The following is a 22,968-nucleotide window of genomic DNA, read 5'->3' as shown; positions in this document are numbered from 1 at the left end:
TGGATTCTCTCTTAAATCGTTAAATCAGTTATCTTGGCCTAAGCTATGGCCGATTAAAAGAGGATGAGTCCATCACATTGCGCCCCTGACGCAAAAACTTAAAACATCAGATCGGAAAATCCCCGATAACATCATTATACTTATCTTGTGCATCGGCCAGGCTTAATTTGGAATAGATTTCCAGTGAGTCTCTTTTAGCATGACCCGAGTAGGGTTGAATAAAAGCATCATCGATATTTTTCTTCTTAAGCCAGGTAAATAAAAAATGTCTTAATTTATGAGGCGAGATAGATCGCTCAATGCCAGCTAACTTAGTATACCTCATAAGAATTTTTCTAATTCCACGATCAGTATAGTGGCGGCGAAATCCTGACTCAAATAAAAATAGTCTGTTTTCATTTTTATATTGTTTCATATGAAGCGCCAAAGTTTCTTTAAATGCTGGCGAAAAAGGCACAACTCTATCTTTTTTTCCTTTACCCTGATTGATTTTTATTCGGCAATTAGTTAAATCAACATCAGCTAACTGGATATTGATTAACTCGCTAACCCGTATACCTGTATAAAGCAAAACTTTAACAATGAGCATAGGAACAATATCGTGAGATTCCCAAACTGCTTTGTAAAAAAGTCTGATTTCATCTTCAGTGGGTACATAGGGTAACCGTTTGGGTGTTGTGGTGACTTCGATATTAAGATTTTCTCTTACAAACCTGAATACATCTCGAAGATAATCATAATTTGGGTTCTGTGCCTTTAGCAAATTTGAAACCTTTTGTGCCATTTTTTTAGCTGATATTCGTTCCATTATGCTGCTACTCCATAATGAAGATGGGGCAAGCGTGTTGATAAATCTAACGGGAATAAGCCATATGGGTTTACGTGCTCATAAATAAGGGGGGTTAACGCTCTTTTCTCTTCCTTTGTTAATTTATTTTTTAGTCCCTGCTCTTCTATGATTTGCTGAATCATTAAGGTATTGATATATACCATCGAGAGTTGTAAAAGATGTAAAGACAATACAGATAAGGTTTGTGCCTTCTCATGATTAGAAGATATCTCACCTGAACGACCATAAAAAATGAACTTGGATACGCCATTCCAAAGTTCAACCACATTTAATCCTTCTTGAATTTCCTGTCTGATAGATTCATGCATCAAGTAATTACAGATGAATATGGTTTTTAATACCTTACCTAATTGTGATAATGCTAAATACGTTGGATGTTTCAGATTGTTTTGATTAAAACGCCTAAGAATAGATTCAGGATCAGCATGACCGGCCTTCATTGCAGCAGTATATTTTACAATTTGGCTATATTGCTCTTTAATTAATTGCCAATTAATAGTGTCTGTAAGTATCGGTTGTAGATTTTTATACTTTTGATAATCTCCAAGTTCACATTGTGCCAGTTTTTGTTTGTTCAAATTTGCCAGTCGTGGCATTAAAGAAAATCCAAGAAGATGTGAAAAAGCAAAGCCAACCTCACTTTGGCCATGAGTATCAACATAATTCTTTTGAACCGACATTTCTGTACAGTGTCTTAGTACACCTTCAATCATGGCAGATACTTCAGAGCTTGATACGCTTTTTAATTGAGAGTGGATGCAACAGGCATTTTTTTCAACATGCCAGTAAATCATCACGCCTCTTCCCCCGTAACGATTATGGTATTCTGAAATCAAATTTTGAAAATAAGTTGAAAATTGCGTTGAATCACTGGCAACAGCTATAGGCATATCGCCCCATATTTCTTTTAATCTGATTTTGAATAAGGCATTTGCCACTTTGCTTAGTGCGTTTTTTAAATTATCAGTGGATAAAAAGTAGTTTTTGATGTGTCGAAGCTGGTACTCATTTACATGAGCATTTCCCGCACACATATGTTTTAACCCAACATTAGTTCCCATTCCATAAATAGACAATAAGATCCTTTCTGAAATCTCATTGGGTTTTAAGTAAATTTTTTGGCCATAGGAAATAAAATCATGAGTAAACTGGTTTTCTAAATCGACCTCTTTAATCATATCAATAAGATTGGTTCCTTCCCATTTTTCCTGTAAATGTTTTTTTATAATTCTAATATTGTTTGATTCTGCCTGGGATGTAAGAGGAGTTACGATAATACGACCGCCATTTTGGGGGCTAATTCGAACTTTCGTATTTTTGGAAATATTATCATTTAAAGCAGCTAAGGCACTTGTATGGCGCTGTTTTAATTGTTCAATAAATACATCACCATCAAAGGGCAAAGAAAGTTCTTCAAAATACACTTCTTTGTCTTCTTCAAAATTATTTGGCAAATCTTCATCTGGGTTTCGGTGTTTAAATGACGATTCAATCCATATTTCACGGCATCTAATCCTGTCTGCAAGTTTTTTTAGTACATAGACCTCATAACAAATTCGTTTAATTTTTCCACTAGTTGGATCAATAATACGTCTTTTCCATTTATTTGGTAAACAATCTAGAGGTATCTCTTCATTGTCTGGAAAATAAGTTTTGTTGCTGTCAAAATATTTTTTAATGAGTGCCAATGCATCGAGTATTGGTTGATGCTCTGAATTATTAGAGCGAAAAACAATATTTTCTAATAAAGGCTGAACCATGCGCCGGTAATAGGTGGCATAAGAGCTTCTAATCTGTTGATGCAGTAGACTCTGGTATTTCGGTCCTTTTTTCTTATATTCATCAATGATATTTTTTAACTTATCCTGACCAACAATAGGAAAAATTTTATCTCGAATTGTTGCATCCGGCTGTTCCAAGCACACTTCAGCTATATTAAATAGAATGGTGTCTTTGCCATAGACTTTTTTTATATCATTGATAAGCTTTCTAACTATGCGTTTTTCCGATTTATGAATCACGTTACGGATAATGCGGTTAAACATATCAATTGTTTTATCTATAACGTCTTCTTTTCGGGTGTGACAATGTATCAGTAAATGAACACACCGCTTGTTATCACTCATTTGTTTTAAATCATTCGGATTAAAACGTGTAAATGCTTCTGAATAATGAACGGTTCTTTTTCTTGGTATTAGTTGAATGGCGGCTGAATCAAAGTTAAATCGGTTTAAAATAGACAGCTGTTCCATTAAATCTAATATTGAATCTAGGGAAGGATTATTAATTTCTTTATTTACCCATTCTAAATAAGATAATCCTTCTTTGTAAGGCAATAATAAACCATTTAATTGTGCCTCATCCTCTGTAGACAAAGTGTTCTTTAGTTTTTCAAATAAATCATTCTCAAATGCATTTGTGGCATCAAGAATAACTCGTGCCATCGTTTTTCCTTTAAACGTTTCAATGCCTTTTTCATTTAAATACTGTATCGCCTGATTTTTAATTTCCTCGTAAGATAAATAATGAGCTGGTAGCAGCTCATCCTTTATCCATGTTTCAAGTTCTTTATAATGTGTTTTTTTAGAGAACGAAGTTTTAAAATATGTTCTAATCAACGATATATAATTGTCGTAAGTTCTTGATGATACTTCGCAAATAACAGGTGGGATGTTAAGTTGGTTTGCAACTTGATTGATTATATAAGCTGGTAATTTCGTTAAGTCGTTGATGAATTGATGGCTTTTTTGGTAGTACTTAAAAAGTAAAGCGAATGTTAATTGCTTACTTGTATGTCTTGTCCTGATAAAACCAATTTCTTCTTGGGTTAAACCAAATTCATTCATTGTTAAATCAATTAGACTCATTTCACCAGTTCCTAGAATAGCCAGAGTCGGAACTCAAGGAGCTATATTCTGTTAATTTTTTTATTGTAATCTATCGAAATCTGGTGCTAATATCAACCACAAATTTAAAGTAGGAACCAAGATGCCTGATAAAAAAATATCAAAAATTCCCAAGGCTTCGGAAAATGATTTTTTAGCAATCATTGCGATTATTGAAAAGTTGTGTAACGAACATTTTAATCGTGAATATTATGATCTAGCCCATGAATTAACTGCTAAATTAGCTCGTAAAAAACCATCTCCTCTAGTATCTGGTCGAAGTAACACATGGACCGCAGGAATCATTCATGCTCTTGGTATGGTTAATTTTTTATTTGATAAATCCCAAAATCCTCACCTCTCATCACAGGATTTATCGTCTTGGTTTGGTCTGTCTCAAAGCACTATCAGTGCAAAAAGTAAATCCATCCGCGATCTGTTTAAAATCAGACAGATGGATCCCAAGTGGACATTACCTAGTAGAATAGAGGATAACCCTTTTGTTTGGATGGTTAGTGTTAATGGGTTCATCGTTGATGTGCGGGAGGCTCCTTATGAAATACAAGAACAAGCTTACCACCAAGGTATTATTCCTTATGTCCCAAAGGATAAGGCTATTTATAAACCATAAGCATTTTATGTTTCATGAGTTGCCTAGACTATACTTAAATAAATTCATTATAGCTTGTTTTGAGAATACGAGATGAAAATTTCAATAATTTTGCCGAATGTAGAATATACTAATATTCCTTTTGGTCACTTATATCAACTTGATAAAGTTGGCATTTCAAATATCGTTATTTTGCTTAATGAGGATGAGTTTAAGAAAGCACATACAACCAAGTTTATAGTATTTGATCATACAGAACCCCAAACGGTCATAGAGCATTATCAGTCTCAAAGTGACCGGCTAAAAATCGAGGTTATAAATACTGGGAAAGCTACTACAGAGGAAGAAAAACTAGATTTTTATCTGAAACATGCAGAAGGTCAATATAAACTCAATCTCTTTCTTTGTAAAGAATCCATTTCTGGTGTAAGTGAAGAATTAAGTGCTAAACCACCAGTAACAGAAACTACTGAATACTCACTTATTCCTTTTTTTAAAAGCACTGAGCGAAAAAAATTGCCTTTATTCAAAAGCCCTTGCTCGACAGCTCAAGCCATTAAACTCTTGCAACACGATTTAAACCCTTGTCTTTGTTATAAAATGGCTAATTTTGATGTGTTACATTATCAATGGCTGTTTAATATTTTTGTCGAATTAATTAACCTTAAAATAAAATTGAATGAGGGAAAAAATGCTGAATTTTTACCTCAGTTAAGCAAATTAATTAAGGACTTCAATAAAAATATAATCGACTTGGAAAAGGCGGAAGCTGACTTCGAGAAAACTCATAAAAAAGCATATGCTACACTCGATGAACCTGATGTAATAACGCGATGGCAGCATGATAAAAATGTGAAAAAGAAAGTAAACTTCGAGGATAATCTTCCTAAATTAATAGGTAAACTAATCAAGCTCTATGACAAATTGGCATTACAGGAAAATCTTAATCTTTTAAATGAGAAAGATGAGATTATTGCTGAAGAGGACTTTGCACAAAAAGATTTTATTGAACATATTGAAGGCAAGCCGTTTGGCTAGTAAGGTTGTGCAAATAATATATTATTTGCACACAACCTATGTGATCGAACAAAAATTCATTTTCAGAAGTAATGACACTTCCAAATCTAATATACTTTATATTTTTGCGTCAGAGCACAAGTTCCGGAGCGCTAAGCCTAATAGGTTAAAAGCCTCTCACACACCGAACCCTCCTCGGGATGGCCGCCTTTGGGACATTAGTCTGGGAGCTGTCATTGGCAGTGAAGCCCTGGCCCCATACTTGAGTCCTTGCATCGATCTCGTCACTGTTGTCCTCGGTAGAACTCAAGTAGATGCCAGAGGGGGCACCAGAAATACTTGCATCCACCAAGTTGGATTGGATGTTTTGTAATATAGGTAAAGCAGGAGGCACTCCACAACCAGAAGGAACACCAGAACCATCATCATAGCCCATCTCACAAATCGCCGGCAAATACCAGTCATCATGTCCTGCAATCACTTGGGTGCATAAACCTGCAGCATAATAGCTTCGGTTCGTCGATGCTATTGCGGCCGTAAAAGGAGGTGAGGTGAACCGATCGTAGTTCGTCACATAGGTATCATAAAACTTTAGGATATTTCTTGTGTTACAGGCCCCATCCGATTTACCATTGCATCGCTCAAAATCTGCAGCGGTTAAGCTAAGAACATTTGTGTAGGTAGTACCACCGTTATTATAATCAAACATGCCCGCCAAGGCGCTAAAAGCAGGGGCCCCTACTGAAGGGGTTGAGGTCAGGGCAACACCTGGAATGCTATCTTGACTCGCATCAGATGTAGTCGCGCTTGCTCCATTAGAACTCCAGATAGCAGCAGTTGCCTGGTCTTCGATAGCTAGCACCTTACCACCTACACTGCCAGTACAATTCGTAGGCGAATTACATCCCTTTGTATCATCGAAAGCAAACACATAACCACCCTGGTATACGGACCCATAAGTTAAAATATGAAGTGCTGAACTCACCTTATTGGTATTGGTTCCCGATATGGTTAATCTAACAGGAACAGGATTAGTCTCGCCTGCCGCAGCACTGGGTGTACTTCCAGGTTGAATCGTCAGCACGCACGCTCCCGAAGGTGCAATCGTACCGCAACTGGAAGGGCTAATTGTTGTGCCAATGGGTAAGTCTGGAGATGGCGTGTACATCACATTCGTGGCCGCAATCGCCCCTGTATTCGTAATGGTGATGCTTCTTGCTCGACCTGAATCAACTGGTGTTCCAGTGAGAATACCATATTCCGGTAGTCCCGTAACACTTAAAGCCAGCTCGCTCACGCTAATCTGCAAGCTCGTGGTATTTACCGTATTTTTACTCACTTGCAATACATTGTCAGAACTCGGCTGATAACATTGATTCGGGTTGCCCTGCTCACACAACACTGGCCCTGAATGAATACCTTTTTGTGGAATCAAACTGCCATTGATGGTCAACGTTAAGCTGCACGTCCCTCCCTTCCCTGCCAAATGACAGGATGAAGCGCTTAGTCCTCGAGTGGGTTTTAATATCAAGTTTTTTGCTCTTCGGGACTGATTCGTTACAGTGTATCTGACCGTGGCAAATCCTCCGTCAGACACCATCACACTGGTTGGATTCGGCGCCGAATACGTCCATACAGGTGTCGCTGCATACAGGGGGCTGCTCATCAACAAGCCAACAATACCCACCACTGAAATATCCCTTTTTCTGTTATCTTTATTCATTTTCCGTTCCTAAGACACCTAAGTCACATCCAACAATACAGCCGAATATAAAATGATTCATCTTCCTCCCTTAAATGGCAGGAGAATTTTGCGCAAGTTGGTGAAACTAACCCTTTGATTTAACATTCAAAGAGAATTAAAATGGCAAACAGAGATTGTACTCAAATCCACGGTGATATTCTACATAAAGGAGGTGATGAGCTGGCTTAATTTTGAAATTAAGTATTATACAATTTCAGAGGATAATAAAATGGGAGAACTTTTGACCGCTATTTATCAACTAATATCTACTTAATTCGCGAGCCATCTTTTCTCATGAATTAAAGCGAAAAATGACTTTTTAACACCTGCATTCAAGATTGCTGTAAATGCATATAAACGGTTTGAACATCAGTCTAATCTCTTTCTTCATTCCCCTTTATTACTTAGTTATTCCATTGATTCAGTTTCGGGAACACTTTTTTCTTCATGAACTAGCTCTAAATGAAATAGTTCCCTGTCTGCATTTCGTTTAATGTAGTGATTCATTTGTTGGTATAAATCAAACAATGTTCCTGCTTGATTCGCTTTATCAATGAAATAGGAACCAATAAGAATTTTGCGCCGCGTATCACGTTTTCGCTCCCTGGCTTTTTCAAGTGATTCCAGTTTTTGGATTTGTGCATTGAGCTGTTCTTTCCTTTTCTTTAAGGCATCCAGCCGCGATTGTTTTTCGCTCATTTTATTATCGGTCAATAGTCGTCCTAGTACTAAGATTTTACGATGTTTCCTATAAATATCAAGAGGATAATAAATAATAAAAATTAACCTTGGAGCGAAGCGACCCGAATGCCGCACTGGCGACAGAAGTGCGCGCTTATACGTTGCGTTGCAACGTGTGCTTTGGTATGCTGAAAATTATCAAGGAACAAAACAAGAATTAAAATCACCAAAATGGTATAGGGACATGGCCATCTATCGTTTCAGCGCGCAAATCATTTCACGCTCTCAAGGCCGCAGTATTGTTGCGGCATCAGCCTATCGTTCTGGTGAAGAACTTATTGATGAACGCACCGGCGTAATTCATGATTTCACCGATAAAAGCGAAGTGGTTCATAAAGAGATTTTCTTACCTCCCAACGCGCCAGAATGGATGAGCAACCGTTCCGATTTATGGAATGCAGTGGAGCGTTCCGAAAAACGTAAAGATGCACAACTTGCCCGTGAAGTACAGCTCGCCCTTCCCCGTGAATTAAGCATGGATCAAAACATCGAATTGGTGCGTGAGTTTGTAACCAATGAATTTGTAGCACGTGGCATGGTTGCCGATGTATGTCTGCATAATCCCAAAGGTGATGATGGGCTCTATCAACCGCATGCGCATGTTCTTTTAAGTTTAAGGCAAGCTCATGAAGAAGGATTTGGTCTTAAAGAAAGAAGTTGGAACGATAATGCCTTATTAGAACATTGGCGTGAAGAATGGGCGAATTGTGAAAATCGTCATTTGGCTTTGCAGGGTATTGACCAAAAGGTAGATCATCGCAGCTATAAAGAACAAGGCATTGCCTTAGAGCCCCAATATAAAATTGGACCCAAGGACGCCCAAGAGCGCATGGCGCGGCTTGCAGACCACCAACGCATTGCCCGTGAAAATGGGCAATTAATTTTTGAGCAGCCTGAAATCGCCTTGGATGCAATTACTCGAGGCCAATCGACATTTACCCATCAAGATTTGGCTCGCTTCATTAACCGCCATACGGAAAATGCAGCACAATTTAATTTGGTGTTCGAACGGGTTAAATCATCTTCTGAGATAGTATATCTAGGGCTGGATAAAGAAGGAAAACAACGATTTTCAACGCAGAATATGTTGCACATAGAATCCTCAATGATGCACCAATCCGATGTGCTTTATCATCGTTTAGGTCATGAGGTGTGCGAGAAGACGGTTTTGTTTGCACAATCGAGTCGAACACTTTCAGAAGAACAAGAATCAGCGCTTCGTTATTTAACCCAGCCAGGTGATTTAAAATCCCTTTTAGGCTATGCCGGAACAGGAAAAAGTTATCTCTTGGGTGCTGCGCGGGAAATTTGGGAGCAATCAGGATACCGGGTGCATGGAGCGGCTTTATCGGGGATTGCAGCACTTAATTTAAGGGACAGCTCAGGTATTGAATCACGTACCATTGCTAGCCTCTTCTATCGCCTGGATAAGGGCATGTTTCATTTCACGTCACGCGATATTTTAGTGGTGGATGAAGCGGGAATGCTTGGCTCGCGTACCATGGAGCGTTTGACGCGTGAAGTAGCACAGGCAGGTGCAAAACTGGTATTGGTGGGCGACTGGCAGCAACTGCAAGCTATTGAAGCAGGCGCATCGTTTCGAGCGATTGCAGAAAATTACCAGTACGTTGAACTCAATCAAATCCGAAGACAAACAACCCCTTGGCAAATGGATGCTTCCTTGGATTTAGCCCAAGGCGCAGTGGGTAAAGCCCTTCTCGCTTATGATGCTCATGACCATGTTCATCGCTTCGGAACTACAGATGATGCAAAACACGCCCTGATTGAGCAATGGAACGATGTGCGCATTGCAAGCCCCTCAGATTCTCAAATCATTCTTGCCTACACCCGCAAGGATGTGAAAGAACTCAATGAAATGGCGCGTGCAATGAAACGAAAAGACGGACAACTTGGTGAGGATGTTGTTTTCAATATGGAGCGCGGGGAGCGCTCCTTTGCAGTGAATGACCGCGTGTACTTCTTAAAACGAGAAGACAGTCTTTCAGTGATTAATGGCACCTTAGGTACCATTCAAGGCATTGATGCCAAATCGGGTCTCATCACCGTCGCTCTTGACGCAGATGATTTAAATTCAAAGCCGCAAATCGTTCAGGTAAACACCAATTACTACAAACACATGGAGCATGGCTATGCGGCTACTGTGTATAAAGCGCAAGGAGTGACCGTTGACCGAGCGTATGTCTTGCCTACAGCGCATTACGATGCTCACTCCACCTACGTGGCCATGACGCGCCATCGCAAAAGCTGTGATGTCTTTGTCAGTCGCGAAGTTTTTGCCCATGATAAAGCACTCATTCACGCCCTGAGTAGAAATCGTGCGAAAGACATCACCTTAGATTACACCCACATGCAGGGGGAATTTGCACGACAGCGCGGGCTTATTCTGGATAAGTCCCCTGCCCTTTCCCTTTCATCTGAGCGCGTCAGAACATCAGAACGCTCTATTGAATCCTTGCTGAATCAGGTGATGGGCAGAGACTTGCAAAAAGAGCAACAAAAGCTTGATGCGTTTGAGCAGCAGTGTTTGAAAGAAAACCCAAGCCAAGTCCTGCACATTGCCGATAGTTTATTATCTATTGCTGAACGTCAAGCCAAATCATTAGCACGTTCTTTTGAGCCTTACAGTAAGGCTTTGGCACAAAATCGACTCACTTCAGAGCAACAAGATAAATTAGTCCGTTTAATGGGGCAATTACCGGGTGATTCTCAGTTAATGAATGCATTTAAAAAGGATTATCCTGAGTTTGCAAAGCAAGCTGAGCACTTTATAAAAAGGAATGAGCAGGAAGTGCACCGGATAAGAATCATTGATAAAGAATTAGACATATAAGGGTGAGCCATGTTGGATAGAGAAGAGGACGAAGTAACATTAATCAATAAGGTAACGAATGAGCATCCAAAAGGTGCTGATAAGGAATTTTTTGAAGCAGTGCAAACCCTTAAATCGGTAACTCTTTTGTTAAAAGGGCTTTATGGGCAAATGAATGAAGAACGTGAAGTCATTACACTGGCGTCCGGCCAAATGGCACATTCTGTCAAGCAATTTGAACAGCATCTGATTCAATTCGAATCTTTTGAAAAAACATGCAAACAAAGTGTGATTGAGCGTATTAAGACTGAGTTAAAACAAAATATCCGTGAGAGCGCCCAAACAATAGCCCAAGAAGTGACGCATCTTGCTTATGAGCCCATTAATCACAGCATTAATTCGTTATGTCAGTTGAGTAAAGAATTAACGGAGCACCGAGCACAACTAAAAAGTTCAAGACGATGGAGTACGGCCTTATTCCTATCTGCGGCATTATTAGGAGGTGTTGTAAGCGGTTTTACTCTCCATTATTTAACAGCGCCATCTAAAGAGATTAAAGTGAAGTTGGCCGCAGGAGAAGCTTTAATGCGCTCATGGAACAAATTAACTAAAGCCGAACAAGAAAAGATATTCCCATCCAAAAGCTGAATCAGGATGATTCATCACATTCAAGCCTTTTGGAGACGCTTCCTCTCTCAAAACCTCGGTTGCGCGGACTGGCTAAGATATTCACTCTCTGAATTAACAAGGGCTTGATATATTGATGAAGTTATCAGCCCAATAACCTCTTTAGTTCGCGTAAGATTAGGTAATTCATGTTCGAGTTTCGCGATCGCTTCGTTTACTTCCTTATTTTTAGGAACCACTGCTCTTAGGTTATTGCATAATTGCAAAATCTTTTCCCTATGTTCTTGGGTGAGTTCTTTGTCTGAGAGTTGCTGGAGCACTTGATTAATTATAACTCTAAATGAACTAAAATCAGATAAATAACTATTTTCATCTCTTATTTGACTATGTTCAAAGTCAATAAAATTAGTTTTATTTTTCTCAAAATCATACAAGAAATTTCCTGTGGAGAGTAAATCTCCATGAGTCCTTCCTATATCATAAAGTTGAGCTTTATAAGCAATGAAAAATTCATTAATAAAATCTAATCTACTTGTTAAGTCATCTATTTCCCATAAGTTATCAAGTGATTGATCAAAGTCCATGCCCGAAATGAAATTCATTACCAAAATTGCTTTGTGTTGTTTAGGATCGAAAATCGGTTCAATTATATTCAAGTGCGGGAAATTTTTCCCAATAGTATATTGCTCGTCAAATACGTTTTGGTTCTCATTTTTGGAAATCTTTGCGACTCTTGGGCTATTAGGAGGATCGGCATTATAAGTAATTGTTTTATTAGAAAAATTAATATTTAAAGTACCTTCAACTTTATGAATCAAACCGGTTGTTCCTGTTTTATTGATCACCTCGCCTACAACAAGGTAAGAACAGGTTTGGGGATTTTGTCTATCTCCAGGAATTAACACCAAAGATTGCTGTAAGACTATGCCAGAATATTTGCCTGCAGGTAGAAACAGCGGCAATGTATTTTGGCGACTAAAATAGTCAATTAGCTTACTTGTAGCAGTTTTATCTAATTTGTCCTTTGTAAAATTAATTTCTGAGTCCGATGAAAAGAAGTTCTCAATATAGGCAAACATGAATAATCTTTTAAATAACCATTATAATCTAAAGTGTATTAATAATTATCCGGTTGATCAAATAGTAGGCATGCTCGGGATCCCAATCTGACCCGCCGTTACGGTGTACGTAATGGATACGTTGCAGTAAGAGGCTATCCGAAAAATACCATTCTATCTCATGAGCTCTATACTGAGATAATGGACTCGCAATAAGGTCTGTCACAAAAATATTTTTACCAGGAACGGAGTTATTTTAGGCGAATTTATGGGCGTTGTTGCATAAATCGATGATCTTGGATTATTTTACAACAATATAGGCTTCTGATTTTTCTGCATATCCAAGCGAAACTGGAAATGAATCAATTGTGTGTGTCAGCAGAAACTTGCAGAGATGTAACAATTTACAAAGGCTCAAGATTAAGCTCCTTGATGCATTGTGGCTTCGCATTTATTTTGTTCTTCGTTAGTGGTTCGCTCCCCATATGACTGTCGGCACCCGACTCCCAATCATTATCAACTGATGTTAATTGAGAGAAATTAAACGTTTTTGGCATGCAGCGTTCAACAAAACCATTGACTTTTGTTCTCCTAAAACCCAAATCAAGTGTTAACTGGGTAATGGGATAGTTTCCTGGCAAACGGACAAAGCAGTGCAAATCTTTAAGCTCCATAATTTGCGGATAGGAAACTATGGGGCGTGTAACTCGTTGTGCGCCTAACGAAATCCCATCTCGAATACTGTTGGCGCCATAGGAATAATTTTCCCGTGACTCCTCGATTTCTTCTTCACCAAGTTCCGAGGCCACAAGACGCGCCATATCGCTACTCGGACTACGAAAGAAAAAGCGAGTGTTTAACAAATCAAAAATTTCTCTGCCTCCTGCCTGACCATAGACTTTGGTAAGCTGTGAAAAGCTTTGCATGCCAAGAAGAAAGCAACCGCCAAACTTGCGTACCTCGGCAATCGTTTCATCAAGCAGAGGCAATTTATGAAGGCTTGGCAACTCATCACAGATAAACCAAATACGTCTGTTTCTATCAGGCGCTAGGCTCAAAAGAGCCAAAGAAGCTTGGGCTAACCACATAGAAATTAAAGGTTTGAGTGACTTATGCGTTTCACCATTGGATGAAATAAAAAGCCACCCTTTTTGTTGCTCATCAAGAATGTAGTCTCGAATAGAGAAAGGGGGTTTCCCTTCCTGATTCAGTTCCGCTAATGCCGAAAATGATTTCAAATAGGTGGTAAGCGTTGCACGAATAGAAATAGCCGTTTTCTCAATTTTACTACTGACAAGGGTTGCTGCGGGAGTCCCTTGTAAATACTCTTCCAAAGCAGAAAATTCATCGGTTAAAATCAATTTCAATAGTTTATCAAGTGAGCGCTCAGAATGATGTCGCATCACTGAACCTAGGCATGAAAAAACGGTTCGCGACGCGTTAACCCAAAAGGGATCAGATTCTCCATGCATGGGAATAGAGCTTTCGGCCATATTTTCAAAATCCGAATCACGAGGTGCCTCTAACCACATATCCCAATTGGCACAACGCTTATCGAAGGGATTTAAAATAACATCTGAATCTTCTTGGTAATAATGAGGAATAAACGAACACCCTTTATCGTAGACGATCACCCGATCGCCTCTTTTACGAAGACAATCCATTATTTTCATAATGAGCTGGCTTTTTCCGGTGCCTACAGTTCCATGTACCAGCACATGCTGGACTTCACTGTCTTTGATAAGGGGAAATGTATCAATCGTAATATCAGAATGCGCTTTATCATGAAGAATTTGTTTCTTCACCTCATTGGAACTTTTGAGTTGGCTGCCTCGAACAAATTGACTTTCGCTCTGCTCTTTCCCACGTTTAATGAAGTAAATGGCAATCCCTAACCCTGAAAGAAACGCTACAGCAAATGCACTCAGTGTTGCTCTACCCAATGAATTGATCACGTGCTTAGCATTCTCTGCATAATAAGGATAGTGAAGAATGGCTTCTACTGATTGGTGATACTCTTTACCATGAAACGAAAGAGCAAATGTGTGTTTTTGTCCTACTAAACTCAAAAAAAGAGCATAGTAATAAGCTATTGCTTGTTGTAGATTCTCCGCGGAGATAACTAACCAGGTGATAATTCCGGTAAGTATTACCCAAAGAAAAAGACAGAGAAACATTAATGTAAGCGTAATTTGATCCCACATACGAACGTTGTGAAAACTAATTATCCCGCCACGTGTGTAATGCTTGAAATTAGGTTGTTTACGCATTGGAAATCTCGTTTTTTTCTTTATGGAAGTAATCGGAAATAGCTTTTGATAGGATACTCACCCCGATTCGGCTGGCCTCCATATTAACAGCAATGCTGATTGCAATGGCTGCTAGGATCAAACAGGGTATGGCGGAAAAAAATACGACATCCTGTTCAAAGAGCGGAATAAAAAGAAACGCGAACATTCCAAAAATAAAAAAGAATCCTGCGAGAGCCCATTGCGTTTTTTGAACAAGGTAGGTGCCTGTTTGAAGCTTTGGGCTAATTTGGAGTTTGAAAATGATGTAATTTTTAATGAAACCCAGACCAAACAGCGACATCAGCAATGAGGAAAAAGACACGCCAAACACCATTTTTGCTCTTAGCAAAGCATGCTCATCAAGGCGTGCCTCTTCATATTTGAGTTCACGTTCTTTCTTGCGCCTAAGAAAACCTTCTTGCCATTTGCGCTCCTTTTCTTTTTGGATCATTTTAAGCTCTTCCTGACTGGCATCAGGAAACTGCTCTCCCAAATCATAAAGACTGGATGGACTGTGTAGCGTAGACTCTTCCCTATTAGCATCGTCCATATTGGATTTTTCCCACCGCTCAGCATGGGGCGCATAGTCCCAGGCATTGATTCGAACGGCAAAAAAACAGGCTGCAGATTGAATCGCCAGGAGCAAAACAAATAAGAAGAACCAGCTTGCAAACAAGCGTTTGTAATACGCTCCTGCGGAAATAATACCTAGATCCAGATGTCTTAGCGTCTCTAAATCCATTGCCAGTGCTTTTTTTAAATCGATTGTCATGTCATTTATCTCCTTCAAATAGCTCTTTTAGAGTCTCTTTCCCTTTATCCACGGCATGTCCTGGGATAACTCCAGCTTTAGCATCATACTTCCCATCAGATTCTTTTTCTTTGTATTTGTTCATTCGATCAGCTTTAGTTTTTAAAATATGATCGGGTGGACTTAGCTCTACAGTATTTTGATGCGTGCTCTGAATATCATTTACTTTTTCATCCACCTGATTCACTAAGTTATTTTTCCTATTATCAGCAATACCAACACTCAATGTTTTGGCGCTATCGGTTAACGCATCATGATTTTTTTGATAATTCGTTCCAATGTTATTGCTCTTCTGGTTTAAGGATTGGCTTTCATTCTGATAAAAGGCATCCATTGAAGAAGACGATTCTTTCGGCCTGAATTCAGCGATTAATTGTTCGCGCTTGGTAGTAACAAAGGCACCGGCCAATTCTTCTAACTCTTGTATTGAACTCATATCTCCAGGGCGTGCAAATAATTCATCGCGATGAGAACCACCCACCTTCGATGCAACAAAAGATGGAAACGCTTGATTGAGATCGGCTGTAATTTGCTCCGATTTTGATTCCACATAGTGCTTGGCCTCTGCAATACGCATAGCGCGAGTTTGTGATACATCGTAGCTATGGCTTCTATTTTCAGCCTCTCTGATATCAACTCCCATTTGGTTCGATAGCGATGCTGCCTCGGAATGACTGTCATCAAAATGATGTGTTTTAGCAAATTGGGCCACATATTGGCTTGCTTTATTAAAATCCTCGGCTTCTTGAGCAGAAATGACCTTGTCATAACCCTCATGCGCACGATACGCATTAGTTGATGCGCGTTCGTATTTAAGATGAGCATCCCACCCGCCTTTAATGCCAAAGATTTTTCCAGCAATACTTTTTTGAAGATCAACCCCTCCTGAAATCCCATGCCCGCCACTGGTCATCGCCGCAAAGGCATCTTCTTTGCTGATGCCGTGACGATTAGCAACATCTTGCGCAATCCGTGACATTTGAGAGAGCGCACTGGAATAGTGAGCTGAATCGGAAGAACTGATTCCATCGCCAAGGCGCATATCGTGTCCTGATAATTGAGCCAGTGCTAGTGCGCGATGAGCAAAATTACTTAGGGCGGATTGATACGCTTTACTTTCATTGGCAGCTGTTTGAGTTGATTGCTCATACGCCTGGTTCAATGAGCCTGTTAATGCCTTGGCATCGGCAATATGAATATGACTTTTAGTCATACCAGGACTGACATCAAAAACAGCGTCGCCACTTCCTGTCAATGTTTTTAATACCCCACTTCTCAATTGTTCGGTCTGCATACCATGCATGTGTGTCCAATTGGAATCATGTTTGTTCGCCGAGAAATTATTGGCCGTTGTGTTATAAAAACTGGTTTGACCAAGCCCAAAAGAGCCGCTAGCAGCCTCCCCTGCCACTGACATACTGGAGCCTTGCATATGGCTCATCATGCTGGTTGCGAGATTACTGAATGCGCCACCTAATTGAGAGACCAAACCATGGGACAGAAAAGGAATGAGCATCATCAAATAACCGCAGGTACCCGAAATGTCGGCGTGCAATTCATCAATCTTATCAAGATTAACCATGGTAAACTGGCCATATTCAGCCGATGATGAAGCACCATAAATGGTCATACCTGCATTAAGAATTGCAAAAAGCACCGGCCAAAATTGCAGCGACATGAAAAACTGCATATAGCCATAAAGAATTCGTATTCCGCCCGGTAACGTGGTTAAAGCAATAATTAGTGGAAACACGCCAAACAATAAAAGCGTTAAGCAGGTATGGGTAATCGGCAAAATCCACAACGCTTTTTGCCCTAACACTTCCCAGCTCCAACGGTGTTGTACCTGGGATTTGGTAAATTGTTGGTTCACAATGCCTGCGGTTGCATCCGTAAACGCTTGATAATGCGCCACACCATCGCTCATCGCATTAATCATCATGCTTTGTAAAAAAATATTACTGGAAGAATCAGTTAAGCCCTGGTAATAATCAAAGGCTGATTTAAGATGAGTGCTAAATAACGCTTCATAGGTGGTATTCTTAGGCTTACCAAATAAATTCACGCCAAAAAATTTGTATGCCTTTTTAATTTCAGCATCCAGCTTTTTGCGCAAACTGTATTGCCCATCAGGTTTGGAGGCCTCCTGGCAAGCCACTAATTTACCATTCACCGAAATCATGCGAAGCGGCGAAGCTTTCGCAGTAATAAGATTCCAAATGTCCGTGGAATGAGCTAAATCCCCAACACTGTACTTCCGATTTAACCGAATGTCTCCTACCACACACGCTCGAAAGTACTCATTAATCTCCTCTTTAAGCACTGGGTCTTTAATGCGAAAAGAGGTTGAAGCAGAAATCAGGCGTGACCCAAATAATGCACCTGTTTTGGTGTAGTGCAAATCATCAGGCATGGTTAGTAACGCATCGTAGGATTGCGCTAAACCATAACCGATGATTGTTACAAGACTTGCTCCTAGTGCAAACACTACCGGCACATTACCCACGAGTTTCGGCGTTTGCGATGAAATGTCGTCAATCAGTACAGAGGTTTTAGGCCATAACACCACATTTACAAACAACACATAACCTAAAAACCAGCGTGCAAAAGCCATTGGGTCACGAGTTTTCAGAAAACCAACTGCTGCCATGACTATGCCAATTAATGCGGTAATGCGTAACAATCCGAAAAAACTGTCCTGTTTCATAAAGGCTGTTATCGCATTTAAAACATGCTGGAATAATTCACCACCAGCCAACACATGCATCGTTATCATGAGCCTCTCTCCTTAACCCGCTGTACTGTTCATTTGCGAGGCTACCTGTTTTTCAATTTGCGCCATGCGTTCAATCAGCATGAGTTTTTCTTGTAGTTTGCGGCCTACCTTTGGATCAATGGAAGCCAGGAGCAAAGTTGCCTCATTGATGCGCTTTTGAATTTCTTTGACTAAATCGCTATTTAACTCAGAACCTGCTGTGGCCACGCTGACCTCACGCACTAATTCAGTGAGATAATTCGTTAACAAATCCTGGGCGATTAGCATCGAATATTCTTCAATGTCTACGGCACTGCGGCCTGTGTGCATGCTGTTTAACACCGACAAAAACTTCATCACAGGTAAAGACGTCATGCTTAAAAAATTAAGCTCCCGATTGCCGGGTTTTTCATCATTAATGAGCTTTGTATTGATGGTGCGAATAATCTCACGTACTTTATAAGTAAGCGTTGAAGTTTCTGGGATGGTGATATCCTGTAAACCCACCTGCATGCACTGGCTGTTGCTGCCTGCATCTTTACAACGCCATATTTTGGCAGTTCGAGCACCATTTCCTAGGCCAATCAGTGCATTAATTAAATCAGCGTTACCCGCCAATGAAGGCACATTGGTCACCTTGCCCTCTTTATCAATAATCAATGTGCCTGTTAGACTCATTACCATCTCAGCAAGCTCCCTATCACTATTTAAGAACGATTTGGCTTGCAACAAGGACCACACGAGATTCTTATTTAAAACCACTTGCTTTTTACGCTCAGGGTCAAGGGACGCTTTATTCATCACATTATCAAAACCAGTTCCAGAGCAGGCCATCCTTGCTTTGACGTAATCACTGAAAAGTCCCTCTTTACCCATGGCCGCTTGGTCTTTACAGATTTTTTGCTGGCTTTCGGCTGTTTTTGGCCAGATGCCACCGACCATATTTTGCGAGAGCTGACAGGAGTTGATGCTGGCTTGATTGGCCATCTGCTCTAATTGTTGGAGATAATCGCGTACTTGCTTCAGTTCGGGCACAGTTGATGCCAACATCACATCCACTGCATAAGCACCCGCATTGGTCATTACCGATTTACCTAAATCAACAAGCTTTTGTTCACTTAAAAAGCTCATGCTCCCAGTGAATAAATCGATGCCGCCGCATCCTGCGCGATAGCTGGGTAAATCCAGTTGCACTAATTGGTATTGCCGTACCTGGTTACGGGCATAGAGGGAACCGCCACCAAAAAATCCTGCGGCTTGGGTTTCAAAGGCAGCAGGCGAAGTGACATTCGAGGCATAGCCCATCCCGTTAAAAAAATTATCCAAATCGGTACTCACATTCGCCTGAGCAGTGGAGAAAAAACTCAATAAACAAAGGGTAAGAATACCTTTTTGCATTACATTATCCCCTTGTTTTCATACATCTTAATTTTAGGGATGAGTGTTTTTATGCGGTCATTGAGTTCAGCTTCCGTCATTGAACCAAATCCCACCGGATATAAAGCTTTGGTATTAGGATTCACCACAAAAAGTGCTGGGTAATTAATCGCATTCCCGCCAAAGGCAGAATTAATCCATTCAGTAGTCGCCGGTAAAAATTTGGGAAAGCCAGGTAACGGTTGATTATCCAACGACAAAGGCAACACTTCTGCTTTGTTACGAGTTACCCAGCGTTTTAATATTGGTGCGAATTGCTTGCAATGCGGGCATTGACTGCCATAGAACAAAATCAATCCATGGGTGCTAAAAAATCCCTTCCCCTTTTTATTGAGTGTCTCTTGACGTTGTTGTTTTGCTGCCCCTTCCTTCTCCGCAATCATGTTGGTAAGCCATTTCGATTCTTCAGCCTGTGCACATGAAACAATAAAAGCTAAAACCAAGCACCAAAATACACGCGCGCTCATCATTCGTCTCCTTTAAATTGTGTGGCTACTTGTTTGATGCGCTCCATCAAGACATCCTGGGTCGTAAGGCCATAAGCTATAGGTGAAACACGTTGGTTTTCTGGGTTCACCAAAAGTAATGCGGGAAAATAACGGACACCCAGTCGGTTGGCTTGCCCATTATCCATTCGGGAATTCTTAAGTTCGGAAGAGGTGACGCCATCAACACTAATCGGCAACATTGAAATATGGAAACGCCTGCAAAAATCAACAATAATAGGGATTTGTTTCACGTCATAAGCGCTTTTTCCGCGATAGAAGAACAACAAACCATGCGTTTGGGACAACCGGTTTATAATTTCTACGGTTTGGGATTCGCGCACCTCATCGGTGATTTTGGCACCGAGATTGGAGGTCGGATGAGTCACCGCGTAATCATATTCAGGATGTGCCAACATCGTTTGTTGAAACAACGATTTAAACCGTGAGGATTCTTTAAGCCAGTAATCCTGAAGGCTTAAAAAAACCCGCATGTCCTCCACCTTTTTGGTATACCGCGCTTTATGCAAAGCTTCCATGGTATAGAAACGAAGCACCGCATCGCGTTCAGTAAAACTAAGCTGGTTAAAGGCAGTACCTCGGGTGATTGGTTGCCTTGTCTTTTTCTGTTCCTTTTCGATGCTGTACCAAAGAAAACCGACCGGTTTCTCGGCGAACACACCAAGCGAATTAAGGAATATCAAAAGAAAAACGCCCCATTTAATCATGTGCACGCCCCATCTGTTTTAAGCGCTCGATATGGGACTGATTGACTGCAGAGACTTGCCCCTCATTGGGCAGTACTTTACGATTCATGAGCTCTTGAGTAATCGGGGATAAATCAAGAGCTGAGAAGTTAATACGTTCCAACTCTTCTGGGGTAATACCACGGCAATTGGCCTTATTGTCTTCATCTTTTGCCCAACCAAAGTGAATGCCTAACTGGTAAAAACGTCCTTGAATTTGCAAGATGGCAGCCAGTTTGGTAGGAAAAACACACCATGACTCTTTTTCTTCAAGACAAATTCCTAATTCTTTTTTGGCACAGAACGTTCCTACGTTAAATGCACGCCCTTCTTCCTTGGCTTTGGCCAGACGTTTTTCATCGTCACTGCAATGGGTCATATGGTAACTGCCACCGCAACAATTGCGTACATCTGCTTTTACTTTGCGACAGGTTGAATTGGTTCCGGTAAAAATAGCAGGCATCCCACTGCGAACCTGCTTGGCCGCGACATCAGAGGCTGCACCAGCAAGAACACCAAGGCGTGACAATCCTTCTGCCGCATCATCACTTTCTTCCGCAAAAGATAGGTCACACGCTCCATCGCTGCAGGATATTTTGTCAGGACAAATAGTTTTTTCTGGAAAACACACCTGCGTCATACAGGAAAAGGTTTGTAAGAAACGGGTACACAATCCATTGGATGCATTAAGACACTTCGAACCCACTTGCGAACATCCGGCTTCTAGCCACGGCATGCAATAACTGTTTTCTAAATAAGAGCATTGATAGTTTAACGCATGACCCCAGCACGGCCTGGTAATGGCAATACCCTCAATGATTTTTGTGGCATTAGGTTCTAAACATGAATTGCTGCTCGTTAAAATACATGAATCCGAAGGTTTTTTTTCGCAAGCTTGAGTCACCCAAGACTCTTCACTTACCTGTTGGGTTAACGTCATCTTAAGCGGTATGGACGCCTTAATTATTTTTCCTAAAGATACCGTCACTGTGGGGTCTTTGCAGGTAGGATTTTTTAGGAGCTGCAGCACTTTATTTCTATACCTCACTTCAAAATTTAATGCTTCACACGCAGGCTTTATCTCGGCAAGATTTGCTTTGCTGCATCCTTTGTTGTGTTTGCCGCATTCGCTCAAATGAAAGTTGGCACTTCCATGAGGAAACATAACCTCGCGAGTAAAGTTTTGTGTGAAAGATTTTAGCGTTATCTTTAGCACATCCCCACAAGAGACATTTTTATAGCCCACGGTTTCTTCGCAAGTTTTGGTCTCTGGATTCGATTCACAAAAACCTGGTTCTTTATAGCAGACGCCATTTACTACATCTTCTGGATGTTCAAGCAATTGTTCTGCATAACGCATCTCTGGGCTATTGGGATTGTAGCGCCCCTTCGTGCGGGTTCCTGCCTGTTGATACACCTCTAAAGCATCTGGAGTGTTGGACAGGGCATTTAAGCCTGAAGAGGACAAAGTGTCCGTTCCTTCTTGTGGGAGAAGGCCTGTCTCTTTGGGGTTTTGCGTATACCCCTTCAATATATTGGCAGGATTAAATCCATTCAAAGCTTGCATCGCTTGCTCGCGCGCATTTAGCGCATCAGTTGGAGTTTGTGCAAACGTTGCGGTAAAGTACGCGCTCGAAAATAACATCAAGATGAATTTATTCACCGCTTATCCTCCGAGCATCACGGCTGGAAAAGTGGGTGTCTCCATGTCCTGCAATGCGCGACAATCCTTCTTGTAGGGTCAAATGACCATAAATCACATCAAACGCATTTCCCTCGTCAACTACCAGTGCAGGTACTTGCTGAATGCCAAAACGTTCAAATAAGGTGGGGTCAATGGCCAAATTCAAGTTGGGGACTTGCTTGCTCAACTCCATGATTTTGAGAGCGGTATCCCTCATTGAGTCATGATAAAGTCCGTTTAAATAGGCAGGAATGCGTAAACGGCTGCTTTCTTTGAGTGTCTCCTCCAAAAGCCTATCGGGCATGGAAAAACTGACAAACACCAAGACCGTTGAGGCAAAAAGTACGGTATTTGCAAGACATCCCAGCAATAAAATAATTCCCTTTCTTAGCATCTC

General features: G+C 40.6%; 17 protein-coding genes. 4 read left to right on the top strand and 13 right to left on the bottom strand.

Going from position 1 to position 22,968, the window contains the following annotated elements; all coding sequences use genetic code 11:
* Positions 1–106 precede the first annotated feature (106 nt).
* Positions 107–808, bottom strand: coding sequence for a tyrosine-type recombinase/integrase (locus DY223_RS18605; protein WP_058460660.1), 702 nt, complete (start codon positions 806–808; stop codon positions 107–109).
* Positions 808–3,717: a Tn3 family transposase gene (locus DY223_RS18600; protein ID WP_058460661.1), complete on the bottom strand. Its 2,910-nt coding sequence runs from the start codon at positions 3,715–3,717 to the stop codon at positions 808–810. The genes DY223_RS18605 and DY223_RS18600 overlap by 1 nt, the downstream gene beginning before the upstream one ends.
* A 121-nt stretch (positions 3,718–3,838) precedes the next feature.
* On the opposite strand from DY223_RS18600, the gene DY223_RS18595 reads away from it, so the two are divergent.
* Both DY223_RS18595 and DY223_RS18590 read left to right on the top strand, forming a co-directional pair.
* Positions 3,839–4,366: a DUF6398 domain-containing protein gene (locus DY223_RS18595; RefSeq protein WP_058460662.1), complete on the top strand. Its 528-nt coding sequence runs from the start codon at positions 3,839–3,841 to the stop codon at positions 4,364–4,366.
* Positions 4,367–4,438: 72 nt separating this feature from the next.
* The gene (locus tag DY223_RS18590; protein ID WP_058460663.1) at positions 4,439–5,383 is read left to right on the top strand and encodes a hypothetical protein; all 945 of its coding nucleotides are present in this window, start codon (positions 4,439–4,441) and stop codon (positions 5,381–5,383) included.
* 145 nt (positions 5,384–5,528) lie between these two features.
* Here the strand turns inward: DY223_RS18590 and DY223_RS18585 are convergent, their stop codons facing one another.
* Both DY223_RS18585 and DY223_RS18580 read right to left on the bottom strand, forming a co-directional pair.
* Positions 5,529–7,085 carry a hypothetical protein gene (locus DY223_RS18585; protein WP_058460664.1) on the bottom strand — a complete coding sequence of 519 codons (1,557 nt, stop codon included), beginning with the start codon at positions 7,083–7,085 and terminating at the stop codon, positions 5,529–5,531.
* 429 nt (positions 7,086–7,514) lie between these two features.
* Positions 7,515–7,805: a hypothetical protein gene (locus DY223_RS18580; RefSeq protein WP_058460776.1), complete on the bottom strand. Its 291-nt coding sequence runs from the start codon at positions 7,803–7,805 to the stop codon at positions 7,515–7,517.
* A 157-nt stretch (positions 7,806–7,962) separates the two neighbouring features.
* On the opposite strand from DY223_RS18580, the gene traA reads away from it, so the two are divergent.
* Entirely contained in the window at positions 7,963–10,698 is a 2,736-nt protein-coding gene (gene traA, locus DY223_RS18575) for a Ti-type conjugative transfer relaxase TraA (protein ID WP_259293225.1), read from the top strand.
* A 9-nt stretch (positions 10,699–10,707) separates the two neighbouring features.
* Positions 10,708–11,325, top strand: coding sequence for a hypothetical protein (locus DY223_RS18570; RefSeq protein ID WP_058460610.1), 618 nt, complete (start codon positions 10,708–10,710; stop codon positions 11,323–11,325).
* A 47-nt stretch (positions 11,326–11,372) separates the two neighbouring features.
* Here the strand turns inward: DY223_RS18570 and DY223_RS18565 are convergent, their stop codons facing one another.
* The 9 genes from DY223_RS18565 to trbC form a co-directional block, all read right to left on the bottom strand.
* Entirely contained in the window at positions 11,373–12,383 is a 1,011-nt protein-coding gene (locus DY223_RS18565) for a hypothetical protein (protein ID WP_058460609.1), read from the bottom strand.
* A 383-nt stretch (positions 12,384–12,766) separates the two neighbouring features.
* A complete protein-coding gene (gene traD / locus DY223_RS18560; RefSeq protein WP_058460608.1) occupies positions 12,767–14,632 on the bottom strand; it encodes a type IV conjugative transfer system coupling protein TraD in 1,866 nt (621 codons plus the stop codon).
* The gene (locus DY223_RS18555; protein WP_058460607.1) at positions 14,625–15,425 is read right to left on the bottom strand and encodes a hypothetical protein; all 801 of its coding nucleotides are present in this window, start codon (positions 15,423–15,425) and stop codon (positions 14,625–14,627) included. The genes traD and DY223_RS18555 overlap by 8 nt, the downstream gene beginning before the upstream one ends.
* 1 nt (position 15,426) lies before the next feature.
* Positions 15,427–18,240: a conjugal transfer mating-pair stabilization protein TraG gene (gene traG / locus DY223_RS18550; protein ID WP_058460606.1), complete on the bottom strand. Its 2,814-nt coding sequence runs from the start codon at positions 18,238–18,240 to the stop codon at positions 15,427–15,429.
* A gap of 12 nt (positions 18,241–18,252) precedes the next feature.
* Positions 18,253–19,617, bottom strand: a complete 1,365-nt coding sequence (locus DY223_RS18545; RefSeq protein WP_058460605.1) for a conjugal transfer protein TraH — start codon at positions 19,615–19,617, stop codon at positions 18,253–18,255.
* Positions 19,617–20,126 (bottom strand): type-F conjugative transfer system pilin assembly thiol-disulfide isomerase TrbB, encoded by a 510-nt coding sequence (gene trbB / locus DY223_RS18540; RefSeq protein WP_235810573.1) that lies wholly within the window; start codon positions 20,124–20,126, stop codon positions 19,617–19,619. The genes DY223_RS18545 and trbB overlap by 1 nt, the downstream gene beginning before the upstream one ends.
* Positions 20,123–20,869, bottom strand: a complete 747-nt coding sequence (gene traF, locus DY223_RS18535; RefSeq protein WP_058460603.1) for a type-F conjugative transfer system pilin assembly protein TraF — start codon at positions 20,867–20,869, stop codon at positions 20,123–20,125. Before traF ends, trbB begins: the two co-directional genes overlap by 4 nt.
* On the bottom strand, positions 20,862–22,550 hold the full coding sequence (gene traN, locus DY223_RS18530) for a conjugal transfer protein TraN (RefSeq protein WP_058460602.1): 1,689 nt from the start codon (positions 22,548–22,550) through the stop codon (positions 20,862–20,864). Before traN ends, traF begins: the two co-directional genes overlap by 8 nt.
* The gene (gene trbC, locus DY223_RS18525; RefSeq protein ID WP_058460601.1) at positions 22,543–22,965 is read right to left on the bottom strand and encodes a type-F conjugative transfer system pilin assembly protein TrbC; all 423 of its coding nucleotides are present in this window, start codon (positions 22,963–22,965) and stop codon (positions 22,543–22,545) included. Before trbC ends, traN begins: the two co-directional genes overlap by 8 nt.
* Positions 22,966–22,968 lie beyond the last annotated feature (3 nt).

This window comes from Legionella bozemanae, from assembly GCF_900450575.1.
Taxonomy (GTDB): Bacteria; Pseudomonadota; Gammaproteobacteria; order Legionellales; family Legionellaceae; genus Legionella; species Legionella bozemanae.
The sequence above is the reverse complement of the archived record's forward strand: the minus strand, read 5'-3'. Positions and strand labels throughout refer to the sequence as shown.